At 63.1% G+C, this 18,229-nt stretch carries 15 protein-coding genes; 6 read left to right on the forward strand and 9 right to left on the reverse strand.

Translation table 11 applies throughout. The features are described from left to right. The first annotated feature begins 48 nt into the window (after positions 1-48). From RHP72_RS22195 to RHP72_RS22205, 3 genes are read left to right on the forward strand one after another with little or no spacing between them, the layout of a single operon-like run. On the forward strand, positions 49-624 hold the full coding sequence (locus tag RHP72_RS22195; protein WP_003939888.1) for a TetR/AcrR family transcriptional regulator: 576 nt from the start codon (positions 49-51) through the stop codon (positions 622-624). Between the two features lie 40 nt (positions 625-664). Beyond that, entirely contained in the window at positions 665-1,369 is a 705-nt protein-coding gene (locus tag RHP72_RS22200; protein ID WP_003939853.1) for a response regulator transcription factor, read from the forward strand. Then, entirely contained in the window at positions 1,366-2,709 is a 1,344-nt protein-coding gene (locus RHP72_RS22205; RefSeq protein WP_003939972.1) for a sensor histidine kinase KdpD, read from the forward strand. The genes RHP72_RS22200 and RHP72_RS22205 overlap by 4 nt, the downstream gene beginning before the upstream one ends. Positions 2,710-2,713: 4 nt before the next feature. Here the strand turns inward: RHP72_RS22205 and RHP72_RS22210 are convergent, their stop codons facing one another. After that, the gene (locus RHP72_RS22210; protein WP_311093806.1) at positions 2,714-4,990 is read right to left on the reverse strand and encodes a bifunctional SulP family inorganic anion transporter/carbonic anhydrase; all 2,277 of its coding nucleotides are present in this window, start codon (positions 4,988-4,990) and stop codon (positions 2,714-2,716) included. A gap of 324 nt (positions 4,991-5,314) precedes the next feature. On the opposite strand from RHP72_RS22210, the gene mgrA reads away from it, so the two are divergent. Further along, entirely contained in the window at positions 5,315-6,346 is a 1,032-nt protein-coding gene (gene mgrA, locus RHP72_RS22215; RefSeq protein WP_042451484.1) for an L-glyceraldehyde 3-phosphate reductase, read from the forward strand. A gap of 13 nt (positions 6,347-6,359) precedes the next feature. On the opposite strand, the gene ppk2 is transcribed toward mgrA, so the two are convergent. Then, on the reverse strand, positions 6,360-7,325 hold the full coding sequence (ppk2, locus tag RHP72_RS22220; protein ID WP_311093807.1) for a polyphosphate kinase 2: 966 nt from the start codon (positions 7,323-7,325) through the stop codon (positions 6,360-6,362). A gap of 210 nt (positions 7,326-7,535) precedes the next feature. Here ppk2 and RHP72_RS22225 point away from each other — a divergent pair, with 210 nt between their 5' ends. Next, positions 7,536-9,953 carry a lysylphosphatidylglycerol synthase transmembrane domain-containing protein gene (locus RHP72_RS22225; protein WP_283376153.1) on the forward strand — a complete coding sequence of 806 codons (2,418 nt, stop codon included), beginning with the start codon at positions 7,536-7,538 and terminating at the stop codon, positions 9,951-9,953. A gap of 9 nt (positions 9,954-9,962) precedes the next feature. On the opposite strand, the gene RHP72_RS22230 is transcribed toward RHP72_RS22225, so the two are convergent. Together RHP72_RS22230 and RHP72_RS22235 are read right to left on the reverse strand one after the other, a co-directional pair. Continuing rightward, on the reverse strand, positions 9,963-10,253 hold the full coding sequence (locus RHP72_RS22230) for a hypothetical protein (RefSeq protein ID WP_204855470.1): 291 nt from the start codon (positions 10,251-10,253) through the stop codon (positions 9,963-9,965). Between the two features lie 11 nt (positions 10,254-10,264). After that, complete coding sequence (locus RHP72_RS22235) at positions 10,265-10,489, reverse strand: flavin reductase (protein ID WP_230587458.1); 225 nt, start codon at positions 10,487-10,489, stop codon at positions 10,265-10,267. 192 nt (positions 10,490-10,681) lie between these two features. Here RHP72_RS22235 and RHP72_RS22240 point away from each other — a divergent pair, with 192 nt between their 5' ends. Beyond that, the gene (locus tag RHP72_RS22240) at positions 10,682-11,893 is read left to right on the forward strand and encodes a low temperature requirement protein A (RefSeq protein ID WP_193595030.1); all 1,212 of its coding nucleotides are present in this window, start codon (positions 10,682-10,684) and stop codon (positions 11,891-11,893) included. A gap of 10 nt (positions 11,894-11,903) precedes the next feature. Here the strand turns inward: RHP72_RS22240 and RHP72_RS22245 are convergent, their stop codons facing one another. From RHP72_RS22245 to RHP72_RS22265, 5 genes are all read right to left on the reverse strand, one after another. Next, entirely contained in the window at positions 11,904-13,142 is a 1,239-nt protein-coding gene (locus RHP72_RS22245) for a helix-turn-helix domain-containing protein (protein WP_054781783.1), read from the reverse strand. Between the two features lie 106 nt (positions 13,143-13,248). Beyond that, entirely contained in the window at positions 13,249-14,646 is a 1,398-nt protein-coding gene (lpdA, locus tag RHP72_RS22250; RefSeq protein WP_311093808.1) for a dihydrolipoyl dehydrogenase, read from the reverse strand. Between the two features lie 6 nt (positions 14,647-14,652). Further along, the gene (locus tag RHP72_RS22255; RefSeq protein ID WP_283376151.1) at positions 14,653-16,170 is read right to left on the reverse strand and encodes a 2-oxo acid dehydrogenase subunit E2; all 1,518 of its coding nucleotides are present in this window, start codon (positions 16,168-16,170) and stop codon (positions 14,653-14,655) included. Positions 16,171-16,172: 2 nt separating this feature from the next. Then, positions 16,173-17,222: an alpha-ketoacid dehydrogenase subunit beta gene (locus RHP72_RS22260; protein WP_283376150.1), complete on the reverse strand. Its 1,050-nt coding sequence runs from the start codon at positions 17,220-17,222 to the stop codon at positions 16,173-16,175. Positions 17,223-17,232: 10 nt separating this feature from the next. Next, positions 17,233-18,156, reverse strand: coding sequence for a thiamine pyrophosphate-dependent dehydrogenase E1 component subunit alpha (locus RHP72_RS22265; protein WP_051649553.1), 924 nt, complete (start codon positions 18,154-18,156; stop codon positions 17,233-17,235). Positions 18,157-18,229 lie beyond the last annotated feature (73 nt).

Consider the following 18,229-nt stretch of genomic DNA (forward strand, 5'->3'; position numbering starts at 1 on the left):
GGAAGATATTCCTCCGGTTATGATGAACTGTCAATACCGGAGGTGGATGTGCGAGCCGATGCACGTGAACGCAGAAACGCAATAGTCGACGCCGCACGAGCGGTGTTCACCGAACGCGGGCACGACGCGCCGCTCGATGCAGTCGCAGAACTCGCGAAAGTGGGCATCGCCACGCTGTATCGAAACTTTCCGACGCGCGAGGACCTCGTGACCGCCGTCGCCGTCGCAACACTGACCGATGTCCGCGAGGCTGCCGACATCGCACTCACGGCAATGTCCACCGATCCGGCAAACGCGTGGCACACGCTGGTGGACCGCCTCGTGGAACTGCGCCTGGGTGCGCTCATTCCTGCACTGGTGGAACGCAGTTTCACCGAGCTGGCGCCCGAAGTTCTGGCGGTGCGTGAGGTGACGAAAACGAAGATGACCGCGACGATCGGCGCCGCTCAGAGCGCCGGACTGGTTCGCGCCGATCTGCAACCGCTCGAATTCGTCATGGCTCTGGCCAAACTGACGCGCCCGCAAATCGAGTTGTCCGACGAGGCCATGCCGAACCTGGTCCCGCGGTTGGTCGCGGTGTTCATGGCCGGTCTGCGTCCGGACGGTACCGACTTGCCGGTCTGATCGGCGAAACCCGACGTACCAGGCAAGGCACAATGGGGCTGTGACCGAGATACCGAAAATCCTCGTAGTCGACGACGACGCAGACGTCCTGACCTCACTCGAACGCGGATTGCGGCTCTCGGGATTCACCGTACTGACGGCGGTGGACGGCGCCGACGCGCTCCGAGTGATCTCCGACAAACGACCGGACGCGGTAGTCCTCGACATCAACATGCCGGTGCTCGACGGCACCGGTGTGGTGACGGCGCTTCGTGCCGCCGGCAACGAAATCCCGATCTGCGTGCTCAGTGCGCGCAACTCGGTCGACGATCGCATCGCCGGGCTCGAATCCGGTGCAGACGACTACATGGTCAAACCGTTTGTTCTTGCCGAACTGGTTGCCCGGATCCGCGCAATGCTCCGTCGCAGCAACACTCCGGCCGGCGATCACTCCGAGGGTACGAATACCCTGCGGGTCGGAAACCTCGACATCGATCTCTCCGGTCGCCGGGTTCGTGTCGACGGCAAGGAAGTACCGCTCACCAAACGCGAATTCGAGCTACTCGAAGTGCTCGCACACAATTCCGGCATCGTGCTCACTCGCGAACGTCTCCTCGAACTGGTGTGGGGCTACGACTTCGTCGCCGACACGAACGTCGTGGACGTCTTCATCGGCTATCTGCGTCGAAAGTTCGAATCCGGTGGTTCACCTCGTCTGCTGCATACGGTTCGCGGCGTCGGGTTTGTGCTTCGGGAGAACCCGTGAAGCGTCGCCGCTTCTCACTACGAACTCGCGTTGCCGCGGCCGCGGCACTGGGGGCGACGTTCATCGTCATCGCACTCGGTGTGGTCGTTGCACTGGCTATCGCACGAAATAATCTAGCGCAATTGGACCGCCGACTCGAGACGGCATCGACGGTCATCGTGGCCAATGCTGCAACAGCGGGACCTTTTCTCGGCGCGTTCGGAGACGGCGGCGCCTTTTCCGTGACCATCCGCTCCGATACCGACGGAACCGTCAAATCCAGTACCCCGACGCGACTGCCCGAACTACCGGTCGGCTCGGCGACCGTCGACGTGGACGGTACGAAGTACCGGGCATATACCGCCGAGGCCGACGGGATCAATGCCCTTGTCTCGCTGGCGGTTCCCTATGCCGAAGCGCGAGACATCACAGTCGACCAACAGCGACAGGTTGCGTTCTTCGGCGTCGGGGCCGTAGCGGCCGCAGCTGCGTTGGGATGGTTGTTCGGTGGCCCGGCGGTGCGCCCCCTCGTGGAGTTGACCCGCCGGATCGCCAGGCGCGATCCCGATCTCGCCACCGAGGTTTCCGGAATCCGTGAAGCGGACGAGCTTGCCGCAGCAGCAGAATCGATGCTCAGCGACGTCGCTCGAGCGCAAGCCGCAACCAACTCCGCCCTTGCCGCCGCCCGAGATTTTGCGTCCGCCTCGGCTCACGAACTCCGAACTCCGTTGACAGCAATGCGAACCGACATCGAAGTGTTGTCCATTCACGACCTCGATCACGAACAAAGACGCGAGATCCTCACAGATCTGGCCCGCGCGCAGGGCCGCGTCGAGTCAACTCTGAGAGACCTCGAGCGCCTGGCGAAGGGTGAACTCTCGACGGCCGAGGATTTCAAGGACACCGATTTGACCGAGGTCTGCGACATCGCTGCCGACGACGCACGCCGACATCATCCTGGGCTCGACGTCGGCGTCGTCACGGTGGATTCCCCACTCCCCTATTGCATCCGGGCCCTTCCCGGCGGAATCCGGTTGATCCTCGACAACGCGATCACCAATGCAGTCCGCCACGGCGGCGCGAGCGCGGTGCGCATCACCCTCGCTCGCCCGGCCGATTCACCGGACACCGTCACGATCACGATCGACGACAACGGTTGCGGAATACCGGCCGAGGAACGCTCGAGCGTGTTCGAGCGCTTCACTCGCGGATCGACGGCAGGCAAGACAGGCTCCGGTTTGGGCCTGGCGCTGGTGGCGCAGCAGGCGGCCCTGCACGGCGGACGGACGACATTTCACGACAGTCCACTCGGCGGGGCTCGCCTGCTGGTCGAACTCAGGGATCAGCCCGGACCCGAATAGCCCTTCAGGTCTCGATCAACTGGCCGATCCCCGACGCTGTCACTTCGATGACCCGAGCCGAGCCGATGTCGAAGAACAGTCCGGCGATACGCAGGCGACCATCCACACGGGCCTGACCGACGAGAGGATGGCGTTCGAGAGTCTGCAATTGGACTGCGACATTGACCATTCCGAGCTGATCGACCTCCGAGAAACCTGCCTCGGCCGCAGCACGCGCGACCGGATGGCCACTCGTATAGGCCTGCAAGCTCGTCTCCGCATGCCGCAGCCATTCACCGACGACTCCCGATTCCGACGGACCGTTGGTCAGGAGTGCTTGCATCGCGCCGCAGCCCGAATGTCCGCACACGACCACCGAACTGACACCCAACTCGTCGATCCCGAAGGCCAGCGCCGCTTCCACCGACGTATCGCGGCCGCCGGCAGGAACCAGGTTTCCGACATTGCGCACGGTGAACAGGTCGCCGGGGCCACTGCTCGTGATTATGTTCGGCACCACTCGCGAATCTGCGCAGGTAAGGAAAAGGGAGTCGGGGTTCTGCCCCTCGCGCAACTGATCCATGTGCGGCCGTATCGCTTCGGCGCGATGGCGATGATAGTTGGACACCCCGTCGAGAATGGGCCGCAAGGCCGGCGGGCTGCTCAGATTCCTCCCCGAAGCCTGTGGTTGCCAACTGCCCCACGGCGCGAGCAAGCCGCGCAGGTCGGTGACTGCGGCGCCGCGCTTCGGCGGACCGGTGGTCGCGCTCTCCATACTCACCGAGCCGACTTCGTCGATGACCACCGAACCACCTGCCAACTCGTACTGCCTCGCCCACTCTTCGATGACGTCGAAGACGGCATGGTCGAGGAAATCGACAGACAGCTCGACGGTGACGTCCGACCGCGGTGGGAGTCCGGCGAGCACCGACGTCAGCTTGGGCAGCACCAGGAAGGTGCACGAGCCTTCGACCAGGATGCGCCACTTCCCGGAATCGTTGTCGCCCAACTCTTCTGCGGTGACAGTTGCGCGGATGACACGCCACACCAGGAGGGCGATGGCCAGCGCCAACCCGATCAGGACGCCCTCGAGCAGATTCAAGAACACGACGCCGACCACCGTGATGCCGTACACCCACAGATCACCGGTCCGTCGCGCCAACCGAATGTGCGCCAGCTTGACCAGTTGAATACCGATGACAATCAACAGTCCGGCCAGTGCAGACTTCGGAATCTGCTGGACCAACCCGGCGAGCGCAGCCGAGAACAGCAGAATCCACAGGCCGTGCATGATCGACGACGCGCGGGACTTCGCCCCGGCCTCGACATTGGTCGCACTGCGCACGATCACCCCGGTGACCGGAAGGCCGCCGATGGCCCCGGACACCATGTTCGCGGTGCCCTGGCCGAGCATCTCGCGATCGAAGTTCGACCGCGGGCCCGAGTGCATCTTGTCCACGGCCACGGCCGAGAGCAGACTCTCCACACTGGCGATCAGGGCGATGGTGAGGATGCCGGTTGCGACGCCGAGCCACTGGCCGTCGGGCAGAGCGGGGAGTCCGATCGAGTCCAGCAAAGATCCGTCGAGAGCAATACGCTCGACGTCGATCGGCAGCGCCAGCGAAGCGAGAGTTGCCAATACGATGCCCACCAACGCCGCCGGAACCTTACGGACACCGGCAGGGAGATAGCGCCACCCGAGAAGGGTGGCGATGACAACGAGTCCGATCATCAGGTCCTCGACATGCAAGGCACCGATCTGTGCGGGCAACTGCCGTAGATTGTCCAGCGCCGAGCTGGCCGAGCTTCCACCCAACAACACGTGAACCTGTTGTAGCGCAATGGTGATGCCGATACCGGCGAGCATCGCATGCACCACCACTGGAGCAATAGCCAGCGCCGCACGGGCAATTCGGCTGAGCCCGAACACGATCTGCAGAATTCCGGCGCCGACGGTGATCAGGCAGGTGACTTTCCACCCGAACTTGCCGATCAGTTCGGCGACCACCACGGTCAGGCCGGCTGCGGGACCACTGACTTGCAGCGGTGAACCTCCCACAGCTCCGGCCACCACTCCGCCGACGATTGCGGCGATCAGACCTGCCATGATCGGCGCCCCGGAGGCGATCGCAATTCCCAATGACAGGGGAAGCGCCACCAGGAATACGACCAGCGACGCCGGCACGTCGTATCTGATCAGTTGCTCGAGATATCGCCGGCTTCCACCACCCGGCGGAGACGAATCCCCCACGACGCTCTCGTCTGCGGATGATTGTGCGTGCACTACGGACTGCGTCGACATAGATCTCCTCGCCGGACCCCGGATCCGGCTGCTGGGCAACATGTTCGAAGCGAATCGGCGATCGGTATCGCCGATCGACTGTGACCATGGTAACCGCGATTCCTTACCGTTCCCTTAGATGCGAGCCCAGACGTGGTCGACGTCACCGCCGCCCGGCACTGTGACTCGAACCTGAACATCGGTCCAAAAGATCGATCGAATTGCTTTAAACCGCAAGCATTTTGACTGACACACCTCCAGCGGCCGGCACACCTGAGCGCCGTCGGCGATAATGGTCGGGAGTGAACGCTCAACCGCAGACACAACGATGTGAAGGCAGGCACCATGTCCGATCAGTACGTCGCCACGCAGGACCGCTACGAAGCCATGCCGTACCGCCGAACCGGTCGGAGCGGTCTCAAACTCCCGGCCATCTCGCTGGGCCTCTGGCACAACTTCGGCGACGACGTACCGATCGAGAACCAGCGCGCAGTTCTGCGGCGGGCATTCGATCTCGGAATCACCCACTTCGATCTTGCGAACAACTACGGTCCCCCGTACGGAAGCGCCGAGACGAACTTCGGCAGGATCCTGCGTGAGGATTTCTCTTCGTACCGCGAGGAATTGGTCATCTCGTCCAAAGCCGGCTGGGACATGTGGCCCGGCCCCTACGGATTCGGTGGTTCCCGAAAGTATTTGCTGTCGTCCCTCGATCAGTCGCTCGGACGACTCGGCGTCGACTATGTCGACATCTTCTACAGCCATCGCCCTGACGCCGAAACTCCGATCGACGAGACCGCAGGCGCCCTGATCAGCGCTGTCCAGCAGGGCAAGGCCCTGTACGCGGGTATCAGTTCGTACTCGCCGGAGCGCACCCGTGAAATCGCCGCACTGCTCGCCGCTGCGGGGGTTCCGCTCTTGATCCACCAGCCGAGCTATTCGATGCTGAACCGCTGGATAGAGCAGGACCTGCTGTCGGCTGTCGACGATCTCGGCGTCGGCGTCATCGCGTTCTCACCACTCGCTCAAGGCATGCTCACCGATCGCTATCTGAACGGCGTCCCCGAGGATTCCCGTGCAGCTCAAGGTAAGTCACTGGATCCGTCGTGGTTGACCGACGACGCTCTCACCCACATCCGCGCGCTCAACGACATCGCGGCAGACCGCGGCCAGTCGCTGGCTCAGCTGGCACTGAGCTGGGCACTCCGCGATTCGCGGGTCACCTCGGTACTGATCGGTGCGTCCAGTGTCGCCCAACTCGAAGCCAACGTCGGCGCGCTCGACAATCTCGAATTCAGCGCAGCCGAACTGGCCTCCATAGATCAGCACGCCAAGGACAGCGGCATCAATCTGTGGGCAGAGGCCAGTTCGATCTGAGCGATCACCTGCGCTAGAGCTGAGGCAACTCCACGTTCACGTGCTCGCCCTCTTCGAATACCGCCGACGCCGGCCCGACGATCAAGGAATCCGGAGTACCGACAGCCCGGTGATCCTTGTTGGGATAGTCGAAGCTGGCGAGCACGTGACGCATCGCCTCGAGGCGAGCGCGCTTCTTGTCGTTGCTCTTGATCACCGTCCAGGGCGCATCCCCGGTATCGGTGTAGAAGAACATGGCTTCCTTGGCCTGGGTGTAGTCGTCCCACTTGTCGAGCGAAGCCAGATCGGTCGGTGAGAGCTTCCACTGACGCACCGGGTCCGTTCGGCGGGCCGCGAACCGCGCCAACTGCTCTTCGCGGCTGACCGAGAACCACAGCTTGTGCAGATGAATCCCGGAGTTGACGAGCATCCGCTCGAAGTCCGGGGTCTCTCTCATGAACTCGAGATACTGCGTCGGCGTGCAGTAACCCATCACTCGTTCGACGCCGGCGCGGTTGTACCAGGACCGGTCCATCATCACTATCTCGCCGCCGCTGGGTAGGTGTGCGACATAGCGTTGGAAATACCACTGCGTCCGCTCGATGTCGGTGGGCTTCTCGAGCGCGACCACGCGGGCTCCACGGGGATTGAGATGCTCGGTGAATCTCTTGATCGACCCGCCCTTACCGGCAGCATCGCGACCTTCGAAGATGATGAGCACCTTCTGACCGGTTTCCTTGACCCACAACTGCAGCTTGAGCAGCTCGATCTGCAGACGCCGCTTCTTCCGCTCGTACTCGCGGCGCGACATCTTCTTCTCGTAGGGGTAACCCTGCTTCCAGGCATCCGCGAACTCCGAAGGCTCCAGCACGCCGAGCTTGTGCTTGAGACTCGACAGCTCGTCGATCTCGGCCGCGTAATCCTCGGTGACGGAAATTCTGGTCGACGGGGTCGGCAGGTCAGGAACCCGACCGTCCACACCGCTGGCGTCGGGGCTCATGAATACGCACTCCCTGTCGTCGAAATGAACGAACGTCCGGAAAGTGAATTTTACGCGCCGAAGCCCGCTCCCGCGGGTCCGAAGAGAATGTTGCTTGGCATCGAGGAGGTAACGACAGGTCCGGCTTCCCAGTCGCCGAACCCTCACGCGGTACCTTGATCGAGGTAACTGAGACGGTCGGTAACCCCGAGAGAAGAGAGTTCTGGCGAGATGCGAGTAGACGGACGGGAGATCCCGGTAACGGGAAGCCTCCTGCCACCACTGCACCGCCGTACGAGCGACATCATGCGGGTTGCGATCGCTGCTGTGCTGCTCGGCGGCGTGATCGCGGGATCTCTGATCACTCGAAGTCAGTGGGACGCCCTCGAAACGTCAGTGTCCAACATCGTCGGTGTTCTCTCGCCGAGCCTGTCAGACACTGTGTACCTGCTCTACGGCATCGCAATTCTGGCGCTACCGTTCGCCATCCTGATCGGCCTGATCGTCGGGCGCCGGTGGAAGTTGCTGGCCGGATACGCCGCCGCCGGCCTGTGCGCCGGTGTCGCGCTGTCCTTCACCGGAACAGGCCTGGCGGCACCGAAATGGCACCTCGACGTGCCGGACCGACTCGACGCCACCTTCCTGTCGCAATTCCTCGACGATCCGCGATGGATCGCGATGCTCGCGGCGGTGCTCACCGTCTCGGGCCCGTGGCTTCCGAAGAAGTGGCGACGAGCCTGGTGGACGCTGCTTCTGCTCTTCGCTCCCATCCATCTGATCGTCAGCTCGATCGTTCCCGCACGATCGATGCTGGGTCTCGCCGTCGGTTACCTGATCGGCGCGGTGATCGTTCTCGCCGTCGGCACCCCTGCCCTCGAAGTGCCGTTGGACTCGGCAGTACGCGTACTCGCGCGGCGCGGTTACCGCGTCACCGCGTTCCGCGTCGTGAGTCCCTCGGGAATCGGGCCTCTTGTCATGTCCGCAGCCATCGACCAAGCACCGGACGACGAACCTTTCGACGAACTCGTCGTCGAGTTGTACGGACAGAACCAGCGAAGCAGCGGAGCAATTCGACAGACGTTCCGTTGGATCTCGTTCCGGAACCGTGAAACTCCGCCGCCCTACGGATCACTTCGTCGCGCCGTCGAACACCGAGCGCTCATGGGTATCGCGTTCGCCGACATCGGTCTGGCCAGTTCCAAGGCCGTCGCAATCTCGGTACTCGATCGCGGGTGGGAGATGTACGCGCGCCCGAGTCCTCGTGGCATCCCCCTTGCCGTCGCCGTCGAGAACCAGGCGGGCGAGGAAGAATCCACCAAACTGATCGACTTGCTGTGGCAAACATTGCATACCGCTCACGTGCACCAGATGGCGCACGGCGACCTGCGCGCTTCCGAGATTCGTGTCGAAGGCGGAACCATCCTCTTCGGCGGGTACGCGTACTCCGAATTCGGCGCCACCGAAGTTCAGATGCAGTCCGACAACGCACAACTTCTCTTCGCCACCGCATCATTGTTCGGGGTCGATGCAGCGGTGGACGCCGCGATTCGAGCGCAAGGCGCAGACACGATTCTCGCCGCCTCCGGCCGATTGACCACCGCTGCATTGCCCAACCGAATTCGGCGGACGGTCACGGATTCCGCGAAACTGATGACCGAGATCCGAGACGAGGTCGGTGCCAAGAACGGGATCGAAAAGGTCGCTCCCGCACAGGTCACCCGATTCAGTCGCAACCAGCTGATCCAGCTCGTTCTGCTCATCGGTCTGGTCTACGTCGCCTACCCCTTCATCAGCCAGGTCCCCGCGTTCATCACCGAGCTGAAGACGGCCAACTGGTGGTGGGCACTGCTCGGCCTCGGCGTCTCCGCACTGACGTACGTCGGCGCGGCAGCGGCCCTGTGGGCCTGTGCGTCGTCGATGGTCAGTTACCGCAACCTCTTGATCATGCAGGTGGCCAACACCTTTGCGGCGACGACAACTCCGGCCGGAGTCGGCGGGCTCGCGCTGAGCGTGCGGTTCCTGCAGAAGGGCGGGCTCGGTACCGTCCGTGCAACGGCCGCAGTCGCGCTGCAGCAGACGGTCCAGGTGGTCACCCACGTCGGCTTGCTGATCTTCTTCTCGATCGTCGCCGGACGTGATACGAACCTCTCGCACTTCATCCCGGGATCCACTGTTCTGTACCTGGCGGGCGGCGTAGCGCTCGGAGTTCTCGGTGCATTCATGTTCATTCCGAAACTCCGTGGGTGGCTGCGCGACGATCTGCGTCCTCAGATCACCGAGGTGTTGGGTGAACTGAGCCAACTCGCGCGAAATCCCACGCGCTTCCTCATCATCGTGGGCGGAAGCGCCGCAACAACTCTGGGTGCCGCCCTGGCTCTGTGGGCGAGCGTCGAAGCATTCGGCGGCGGAACGACGTTCATCACCGTCACCATCGTGACGATGATCGGTGGGACGCTCGCCTCGGCGGCTCCGACACCGGGTGGCGTCGGAGCCGTCGAGGCCGCCCTCATCGGTGGTCTGTCCGCATTCGGACTGCCGGCAAGCATCGCGGTCCCGTCGGTCCTGCTCTACCGAGTGCTGACCTGCTGGCTCCCGGTGTTCTGCGGTTGGCCGACACTGCGGTGGCTGCAGAAGAACGACATGGTCTGAGCCGTTCCGCTACTTTTGGCGAACGACGTGAGCCTGCAGTGCTTCACCGTCCTCGTCCACCCAGCCTTTGCTCTGGGCGTAGTCGACCATCGCGGCAACACCTTCGACGTCCGTGGTGCTCTCGCGAACGCGGGCTACCGAGATGAATGCACTACCACCGCTGACGTATCCGTAATCCTGAAGGCGCAAGAGTTCGTCCAGTTCGGCTTCGGAGATGTGGGCACTCACCTCGACGTGAAAGGCCTTCAGGTTGTCCACATCGTGGATGCTGACGCGGCCGTCGTCCACCAGTACATACATGGCTCTCCTTCCTAGAGCACTGACGTCGGTGCGTGCGTACCGAATACACGCCGGTGGTAGGTCAGTGGATTCGACTCGCGGTGCTCGACCTCGTCCACCGATCCTGTCACGATCTTGTGATCACCACCGTCCACAGTGCACACGATCCAGATGGGAGCGTCCGGCAGTCTCGGTGAGCACACGTGCGCCATGGCTTCTCGAAAACACAACGCCCGGTTGCCCTGTGGGACATTCACGATGTCAGCCCTTGTCTGCCAACTCTTGTGCGTACTTTTTTGTCATGTGGTCGACGGCGTCGACTTGCGCCTTCGCATGCCCCTCCCTGACGGCGCGCGCGTGAGCGCGGACAGCATAAACACTACTTCGAAAAAACGGACAACTTCGCCGCCTACCAGCACTGTTGATGCCGATAACCGATACTGAGCTGTATGTCGGAACTCGGAAATGAACCAGACTCGAAGCAGAAGGCGGTGCTCGAGCGACACGCGTCATGGATCGAATTGTTCTTCGACCTCGTCGTGGTTGCCGGTATCGGTCAGCTGGCTCACCTGCTCCACGGTTCGCCGTCGTGGTCGGATGTCGCGCTCTACGCGTTGCTCTATCTCGCGTTCTGGACCGCGTGGGCGACGTTCACGATGTACGGCAACGTTGCCGGTGACCGTGTCCGGATCCCGAGCATGCTGATCGCCATGTTCGGACTGGCCGTCATGATGGCGGCCGTGGCCGGCATCCACGACAACCATGCGCTGGCCTTCGCTGTCGCCTACGTGGCCGTACGTCTGCTGGCGAGTCGGGTGTGGCACAACGGCCAGATAGTCGTGGACTGGCCGATCGCCCAGATGTCTCTCGGTGTGATCCCGTGGATCGTCTCGTTCTGGTTCGAGGGCGAAACTCGGTTCTGGCTCTGGACCGCCGGTGTGACCATCGACCTGCTGATCATGTTCGTCGTCTCCGGCAGCGCGATCATGGAAGACGCGCAGGAAAAGCTCGACCGCATCATCAAGGTTCGGGGGTTCAAGGACGACCGGATTCCCGAACTCGAAGCCCTGCACTCCGATCGGGCTCACCTTGCCGAGCGCTTGGGCCTGTACGTCATCATCGTGCTGGGCGAGGGTGTGATCCTCGTGATTTCTGCGGCCTCGAAGCTCACCTGGGACTCGACGGTGGTCAGCCTCGCAGTCGGATCGTTTGTCCTGCTCTCGGGCATGTGGGCTCTCTCGCTTCTCTACGGCCACGCCGGTGTTCCGCACCTGCAGGCCGAGAAGTTTCCCGCTCGCATCGACATGGCGCTGCACTGTTTCACCACCGGCGCTATCGCGGTTCTGGTCGCAGGGCTCGGAGCGGCAACCGAACACGGTGCGGAGCACACGCCCGCGAACCTGCGGTGGTTGTTGTGCGGAAGCATCGCAGTCTATTTCGGAATCAGCCTGGTGGCAGGGCTGTTCGCGCGATCGGACCGACGGTGGCTGCTCGGCTGGGCGCTCCCGTGCACCGCCATCCCCATCGTCATGGGCATCGTCGGCACGCACATGAGCGCCACCTGGATCATCTGGGTGCTGGTGGCCACCGTGACCTGGCAGAACGGCTACGAGTACGCGCAGGTGCGGCGTTCGCGCCGCTCTGCTGTGCGCCTTTATTAACCCCCCGCGGTTAATAAAGGCGCACAGTAGGGGCGGTTTTTACCCTCACCGCCGGGTCGAAGCGATAGGGCTGAGCCAACAGGATTCCGGCCAATCGCTTACGCAACCTCGACATCTCGGCCCGGACGGTCACCGTCTTGCGCGGATCGCCGAACAACTGTGAGGCGAGCTGCGAGGCCGTGAGGCCCTCGGGCGCCTGTGTCAGAGCCACGAGGATCTGCGAATGGCGCGGGCTGAGGTCGATACTCCAGCTCCCCATTGCCGAGGAGTACCGCAATTCCATCGCATTCGGATCTTGCACATCCAATTCGACTTCTGCACAAACCGTTCCGGACGCCGGATCCATCTGAGGGCGGACGAGCCAACCACCCGGAAGCGGCTCGCACATACATAGTCCGAGCGACGGGAGCCAATGCTCGCCGCTGCTCATCACTTTCGGCAGTGCGATTCTGTAGATCGGCGCCATCGAGTCCACCGCCGCGACCCAGCCACTGCGGTCCACGACCACTGTCGGCTGACTCGCACGAGCCAGCGTCGATGCCGAGATCATCCGGAGCTGATCCAATCCGATTCGATGCTTCTCCCGCAGTGCGGATTCCGCCAGCCTGGCCACACTGTCCACCAGAGCGAGAGTCGACGGGTGGACCGTGTCTGCTGCGCCGGCGACGTTCACGACGGCGATGGCCCGGCGACTACGCGGATCTCGAACCGTCGCCCCGGAGCAGGTCCACGGATGCTGCGAGCGCGAGTAGTGCTCGGCCGAGAACACCTGCACTGCCGAACCTGATGCCAAGGAAGTGCCGATCCCGTTGGTACCAACAGCTTCCTCGGTCCACGACGCACCCTCGATCATCCCGAGCCGTTCGGCCCGATCCAACATTCGACTGGACCCGTGTCGCCAGAGGATACGTCCGTAGCGGTCCGCCACCACGATCAGATTCGCGTCGTCCGGGCCGACGAGTGGTGCCAGACCGTGCACCGCCTCGTCGAAGATCTCCGCCATGCCGGCTGCGCGTCTGCCTTCTTCGATCTCGGATTCGCGGCCCGTCTCGGTGATCGAGCACCGGTCCGGATCGAGTCCGAGCGCACGCAAACGCGACCACGAATTCGCGATGACGGAGCGCGGACGCGCAGGCGGCTTGCGTCCCGACATCGTTGCTTCGTACACGGATTCGAGAACACGTGCGTACTGCGCCGGGTCTTCACCACTGGCCAGGGCCGGTTCGAGTCGATTCGTTTCGCCGATCACACTCCAGTCCTATGTGACGGGGTCATCGAAAGCGAGCGTTGCACCCGGTTGCAGAGTTGTTCGCGTGCGTGAACGAAAGGACGGCGTTCACGCACGCGAACGGTGCTCACGCGTTGAGGGGTCTCCCCAGCGCCGAGAGCACAGACTCGTGCATTGCCTCCGAGAGCGTCGGATGAGCAAACACGACCTCGGCGAGATCCTCGCCGGTGGCTTCGAGGGATCGAGCGATACCGAAACCCTGAATCTGCTCGGTCACATCCGGACCGACCATGTGCGCGCCGAGAAGTTCCCCGGTATCGGCGTCGAAGATCGTCTTGACGAAGCCTTCGGCCTCGCCGATCGCCAGTGCCTTGCCGTTCGCCTGCAGGTCGAAGTGTCCGACCCGCAGCGCGCGACCAGTACCGGCGCACTGCTTCTCCGTCAGGCCCAGGCTCGCCACCTGTGGGCGGGCATACGTGCATCCCGGAACGTAGTCGCGATCGAGCGGATGAACGTCGGGCACGCCTGCCAACTTTTCGACGCACAGGACAGCTTCGTGGCTTGCCTTGTGCGCCAGACATGGAGCGCCCGCGACGTCGCCGATCGCATAGATCCCGAAAGCGCTGGTACGGCACCACTGGTCGGTGACGATCGCACCGCGCTCGATCTCGACGCCCAGAGCCTCCAACCCCAGATCCTCGACGTTGCCGGTGATTCCGGCCGCCACCAACACCCGGTCCACGGTCAACGACTCGACACCGTCGCTCGTCTGCACATTCACCTGGACGGCGTCGTCGCCGACGGTCACTGCCGACACCGAGGCTCCGGTGTGAATCGTGATGCCACGCTTCTCGAACTGCTTGCGAACGAAGGCCGAGATCTCTTCGTCCTCGACCGGCATGATGTGTGGTGCCATCTCGACGATGGTCACCTCGGTTCCGAGATCGCCGTACAGGCTGGCGAATTCGACTCCGATCGCGCCGGACCCGATCACGAGCAGCGACTTCGGCAGTTCCTTCGGGACGAGCGCGTCGAAGTAGGTCCATACCCGATCACCGTCGGGGGCAACGCCGGGAATCGAACGCGGCCGGGCACCGGTTGCAATGATCACGTGGTCGGCTCGATACGTCTGTCCTCCCACGGATACGACGCCTTTGTCCACCAACTTCGCGGCGCCTGAGATGACGTCGACGCCGTTCTTCTTCATCAGATAGGCAACACCGCCGGACAACCTCTCCGAAACCCCTCGGCTGAACGACACCAACTTCGAGATGTCGAACTGGACAGACGCCGAACTGAATCCGTATGTGTCGAGTTCACTCAAGGTATGCGCAACGTCCGCGCCGTGCAGCATCGCCTTGGTGGGGATACAACCCCAGTTGAGGCAGATACCTCCGAGGCGATCACGTTCTACCAGCGCGACGCTCAACCCCAACTGGGCAGCCCGGATCGCCGCCACGTAACCACCGGGGCCGCCACCGATGACAAGAACGTCGTACTTATGCGACGTATTGTTTTCCACCACAGCCCCTTACACCAACATCAGCGCGGGAGAAGCGACAAAGCGCTGGAGCTCCCGAAGGAAGGTCGCACCCAGGGCTCCGTCGATAACCCGGTGATCGCACGAGAGGGTCACGGTCATCACGGTCCGGGCAGAAACACTGTCACCGACCACCACCGCGCGCTTCTCCCCCGCACCTACGGCAAGGATCGCTCCCTGGGGCGGATTGATGATCGCGTCGAATGCCTTGATCCCGAACATGCCGAGGTTGGACACCGTGAAGGTTCCGCCCTGGAATTCTTCGGGACGAAGTTTGCCGGTCTTCGCCTTGGTGGCCAACGAGAGCACCTCACCCGAGATGTCCGCCAACGACTTGGTATTCGCGCTACGCACGATGGGCGTGATCAGCCCGGTCGGAAGTGCAACTGCCACCGAGACATCCGCCGACGCGAATCGAAGAACCGATTCGTTCGCGGCATCGAACTGGACGTTCACGTCCGGCACCTTCATCAGTGCAGCGGCGCAAGCCTTCACGATGAAGTCGTTGACCGACAGCTTGACCGCCGGGACGGTCGAATTGATCTCCTTGCGCAGAGCGAGGAGCGCATCGAGCTCGAGGTCTGCGGTGAGCCGGAAATGGGGTGCCTGCTGCTTGGACGCCTGCAACCTACCGGCGATTGCCGATCGCATGGGGGTGAAAGGAACTGTGTCGTACTCGGGTTCGGCCGCAACAGATTCGGTCTCAGCCGCCGCCTCGGGCAGGAGCTGCGCGGAACGAGCGGCGTCGTGCACATCGGCGACGCAGACGCGCCCCCGCGAACCCGTCGGACGACAGTCATGCAGGTTGACGCCCAGTGATCGGGCAGTTCTGCGTGCGACCGGGGTGGCAGGCACGGCACTGTCGTCGGCGGTCGATCGCAGCGGGAGTCCGGATCTCGCGGCCGGCACTACCGGCGCAACAGTGCCACCGGCGTCACGAATCGCGTCGTCGATGTCGCGGACACTGATCCGCCCGAGGGGACCGGTACCCACTACGGCGGCGAGATCGATTCCGAGCGATTCCGCACGTCGGAGTGCGCGAGGACTCGCAAACACATCGTCCTGCGTCGTGCCTTGCAGAACGCTCGGTACGACGGTGGAACCGGTTGGTACAGGTTTCGGTGCAACAACCACCTTCGCAGCCGGTGTAGCCGCAGGTGTCACGGGAGCCGCCGGCGCAGCAGCTGGTGACGGTGCCGGCTCTTCCGCCGGCGCGGTTGCGCCGCGGGCGGCGAGGAACTGCTCGATCTCCGCATCCGTCGCGGACGCATCGGCGGATACACCGATCACGGCGCCGACGGGCAGAGTCTGCCCAGGCGTGCCGACGATCTTGCGGAGAACACCGTCGAACGGCGCCTCGAGCTCGTTGGTGATCTTGCTGGTCTCGATCTCACAGATCAACTGGCCCTTGGTGAACGAGTCACCTTCCCCGATGAGCCAGGCGTTGACCAACCCCTCCTCCATGGAGAGCCCCCATTTGGGGATGTCGATAGCTTTGATGTCAGCCATGATCAGGCTCTCACCAGCTTGCGAACCGACTCTTCGATGCGCGCCGCGTCAGGCAGCCAGGCAGTTTCGAGGGTCGGGGAGAACGGAACCGGCGTGTGCGGCGGAGTGATCAGTTCGATCGGCGCTTTCAGGTAGTTGAATCCCTTGGTGGCGATCAGCGCGGCTACGTCGTGCCCGAAACCGCAGCGGGCGGCGGATTCGTCGACGATCACGACGCGTCCGGTCGATGCGACGGATTCGAGGATGCCGTCCTCGTCCAATGGTGAGACGGTACGAGGATCGACAACCTCGACCGAAATACCCTCGGCGGCCAGCTTGTCTGCTACGTCGTTGGCGCGGTTCACCATTGCGGACAACGCGATGATCGTGACGTCGTCGCCCTGCCTGGTGTAGTTGGCGACGCCGAACGGAATCGCGTACGGATCGTCCGGCACTTCGTCCTTGAGGTCGTAGAGAACCTTGTGCTCACAGAAGACGACGGGATCGTCGTCCCGGATGGCTTGGATGAGTAGGCCTTTGGCGTCGTAGGCGTTGGACGGCGCGACCACTTTCAGGCCGGGCACCGCGGCAAATACGTTGTACGGAGACTGAGAGTGCTGCGCAGCGGCGGAGAAGCCTGCGCCGATCATGCCTCGCACCACCAGCGGGGTTCTGGCCTTGCCACCGAACATGTAGCGGAACTTGGCAGCCTGGTTGTAGAGCGCGTCGTAGGAGACTCCGAAGAAGTCCATGAACATCAGCTCGGCGACCGGCCTCAGTCCGGTCAGTGCGGCTCCGGCAGCCATTCCGATGATCGCGGATTCGGTGATCGGGGTATCGATTACACGCTCCGATCCGAACTCCGTCCACAATCCCTTGGTGACACCCAGGACACCGCCAAATGCCTCGATCTTCTTCGTCTCCAGATCGGGATTGGTACCGGCATGCCCACCCCGTACGTCCTCACCGATGAGAACGACGCTCGGGTCGCGTTGCATTTCTTGGGCGATGGCCTCTTTGACGGCCTCGCGGTAGGTCTTCTTCGACACGTTCTCGGCTTCCACGCTTGTCATCTCGGGCTCCTCAGTACGACACGTAGACATCGGTCAGCAGATTCTCGACGGGTGGATACGCCGCGGCACGCGCCTTCGCTACCGCCTCGTCCACCAGCACTCGCGACTGCTCGTCCACCGCGTCCAGATCAGCGGTGCTGACCTTCTTCACATCCACGCTGCTACGGAAATTCTTGAGCGGATCCTTGGTTTCCCGTAGTTGCGCAACCTGTTCCGCCGTGCGGTACAGCTGCGCGTCACCCTCGAAGTGGCCGTGCCAACGGAATGCCGCCGCCTCGATCGTGGTGGGGCCACCGCCGGTCCTGGCGCGCTCCGATGCTTCCGCCATCGCGTCGTAGACCGCGAAGAAGTCGGTGCCGTCCACCTTGACGGCAGGCATTCCGAAGGATGCAGCGCGGGCGGCGATGTCGGGTGCGCCCACCGCGTAGTCGGTTCCTGTTGCTTCACCGAATCCGTTGTTCTCGATCACGAAGACGATCGGAAGATCCAGCACCACAGCCATGTTCATCGCCTCGAAGACGGTTCCCTGGTTGGATCCACCGTCTCCCGTGAACGACGCTGCGATGACACCGTTTCGAAGCGTCTTGCCACTCAGTGCAGCGCCGATCGCCAACGACGGGGCTCCGCCGACAATCGCGTTGGCGCCGAGCATTCCCACGGACAGGTCGGCGATGTGCATCGAGCCGCCCTTACCGCGACACAGGCCGTCGTCCTTGCCGAAGATCTCGGCCATCATGCCGTTCAGATCGCAGCCCTTGGCGATGCAGTGCCCGTGACCGCGGTGAGTGGATCCGATGTAGTCGGCGTCGCTCAGGTTCTCGCACACTCCCACCGCGATGGCTTCCTGGCCCGAGTAGAGGTGAATGAAGCCGGGGATGTCACCGGTTGCATTCTCTTCGTGCAGTCGATCCTCGAACGCACGGATGCGCGACATCTTCTCGTACGCCTTCAGCAATGCATCCCGGTCCAGCCCTGAATGAGGCTTGGCGCCGGTCCTTTTCGATCCT

The organism is Rhodococcus sp. SG20037 (assembly GCF_031763325.1).
Taxonomy (GTDB): Bacteria; Actinomycetota; Actinomycetes; order Mycobacteriales; family Mycobacteriaceae; genus Rhodococcus_F; species Rhodococcus_F qingshengii.

What these genes read in the sequence shown, in the direction of transcription:
- RHP72_RS22210 (WP_311093806.1), bottom strand. Translation starts at nt 4,990, where the DNA reads ATGTCGACGCAGTCCGTAGTGCACGCACAATCATCCGCAGACGAGAGC.
- mgrA (WP_042451484.1), top strand. Translation starts at nt 5,315, where the DNA reads ATGTCCGATCAGTACGTCGCCACGCAGGACCGCTACGAAGCCATGCCG.
- ppk2 (WP_311093807.1), bottom strand. Translation starts at nt 7,325, where the DNA reads ATGAGCCCCGACGCCAGCGGTGTGGACGGTCGGGTTCCTGACCTGCCG.
- RHP72_RS22225 (WP_283376153.1), top strand. Translation starts at nt 7,536, where the DNA reads ATGCGAGTAGACGGACGGGAGATCCCGGTAACGGGAAGCCTCCTGCCA.
- RHP72_RS22230 (WP_204855470.1), bottom strand. Translation starts at nt 10,253, where the DNA reads ATGTATGTACTGGTGGACGACGGCCGCGTCAGCATCCACGATGTGGAC.
- RHP72_RS22240 (WP_193595030.1), top strand. Translation starts at nt 10,682, where the DNA reads ATGTCGGAACTCGGAAATGAACCAGACTCGAAGCAGAAGGCGGTGCTC.
- RHP72_RS22255 (WP_283376151.1), bottom strand. Translation starts at nt 16,170, where the DNA reads ATGGCTGACATCAAAGCTATCGACATCCCCAAATGGGGGCTCTCCATG.
- RHP72_RS22260 (WP_283376150.1), bottom strand. Translation starts at nt 17,222, where the DNA reads ATGACAAGCGTGGAAGCCGAGAACGTGTCGAAGAAGACCTACCGCGAG.
- RHP72_RS22265 (WP_051649553.1), bottom strand. Translation starts at nt 18,156, where the DNA reads ATGTCGCGCATCCGTGCGTTCGAGGATCGACTGCACGAAGAGAATGCA.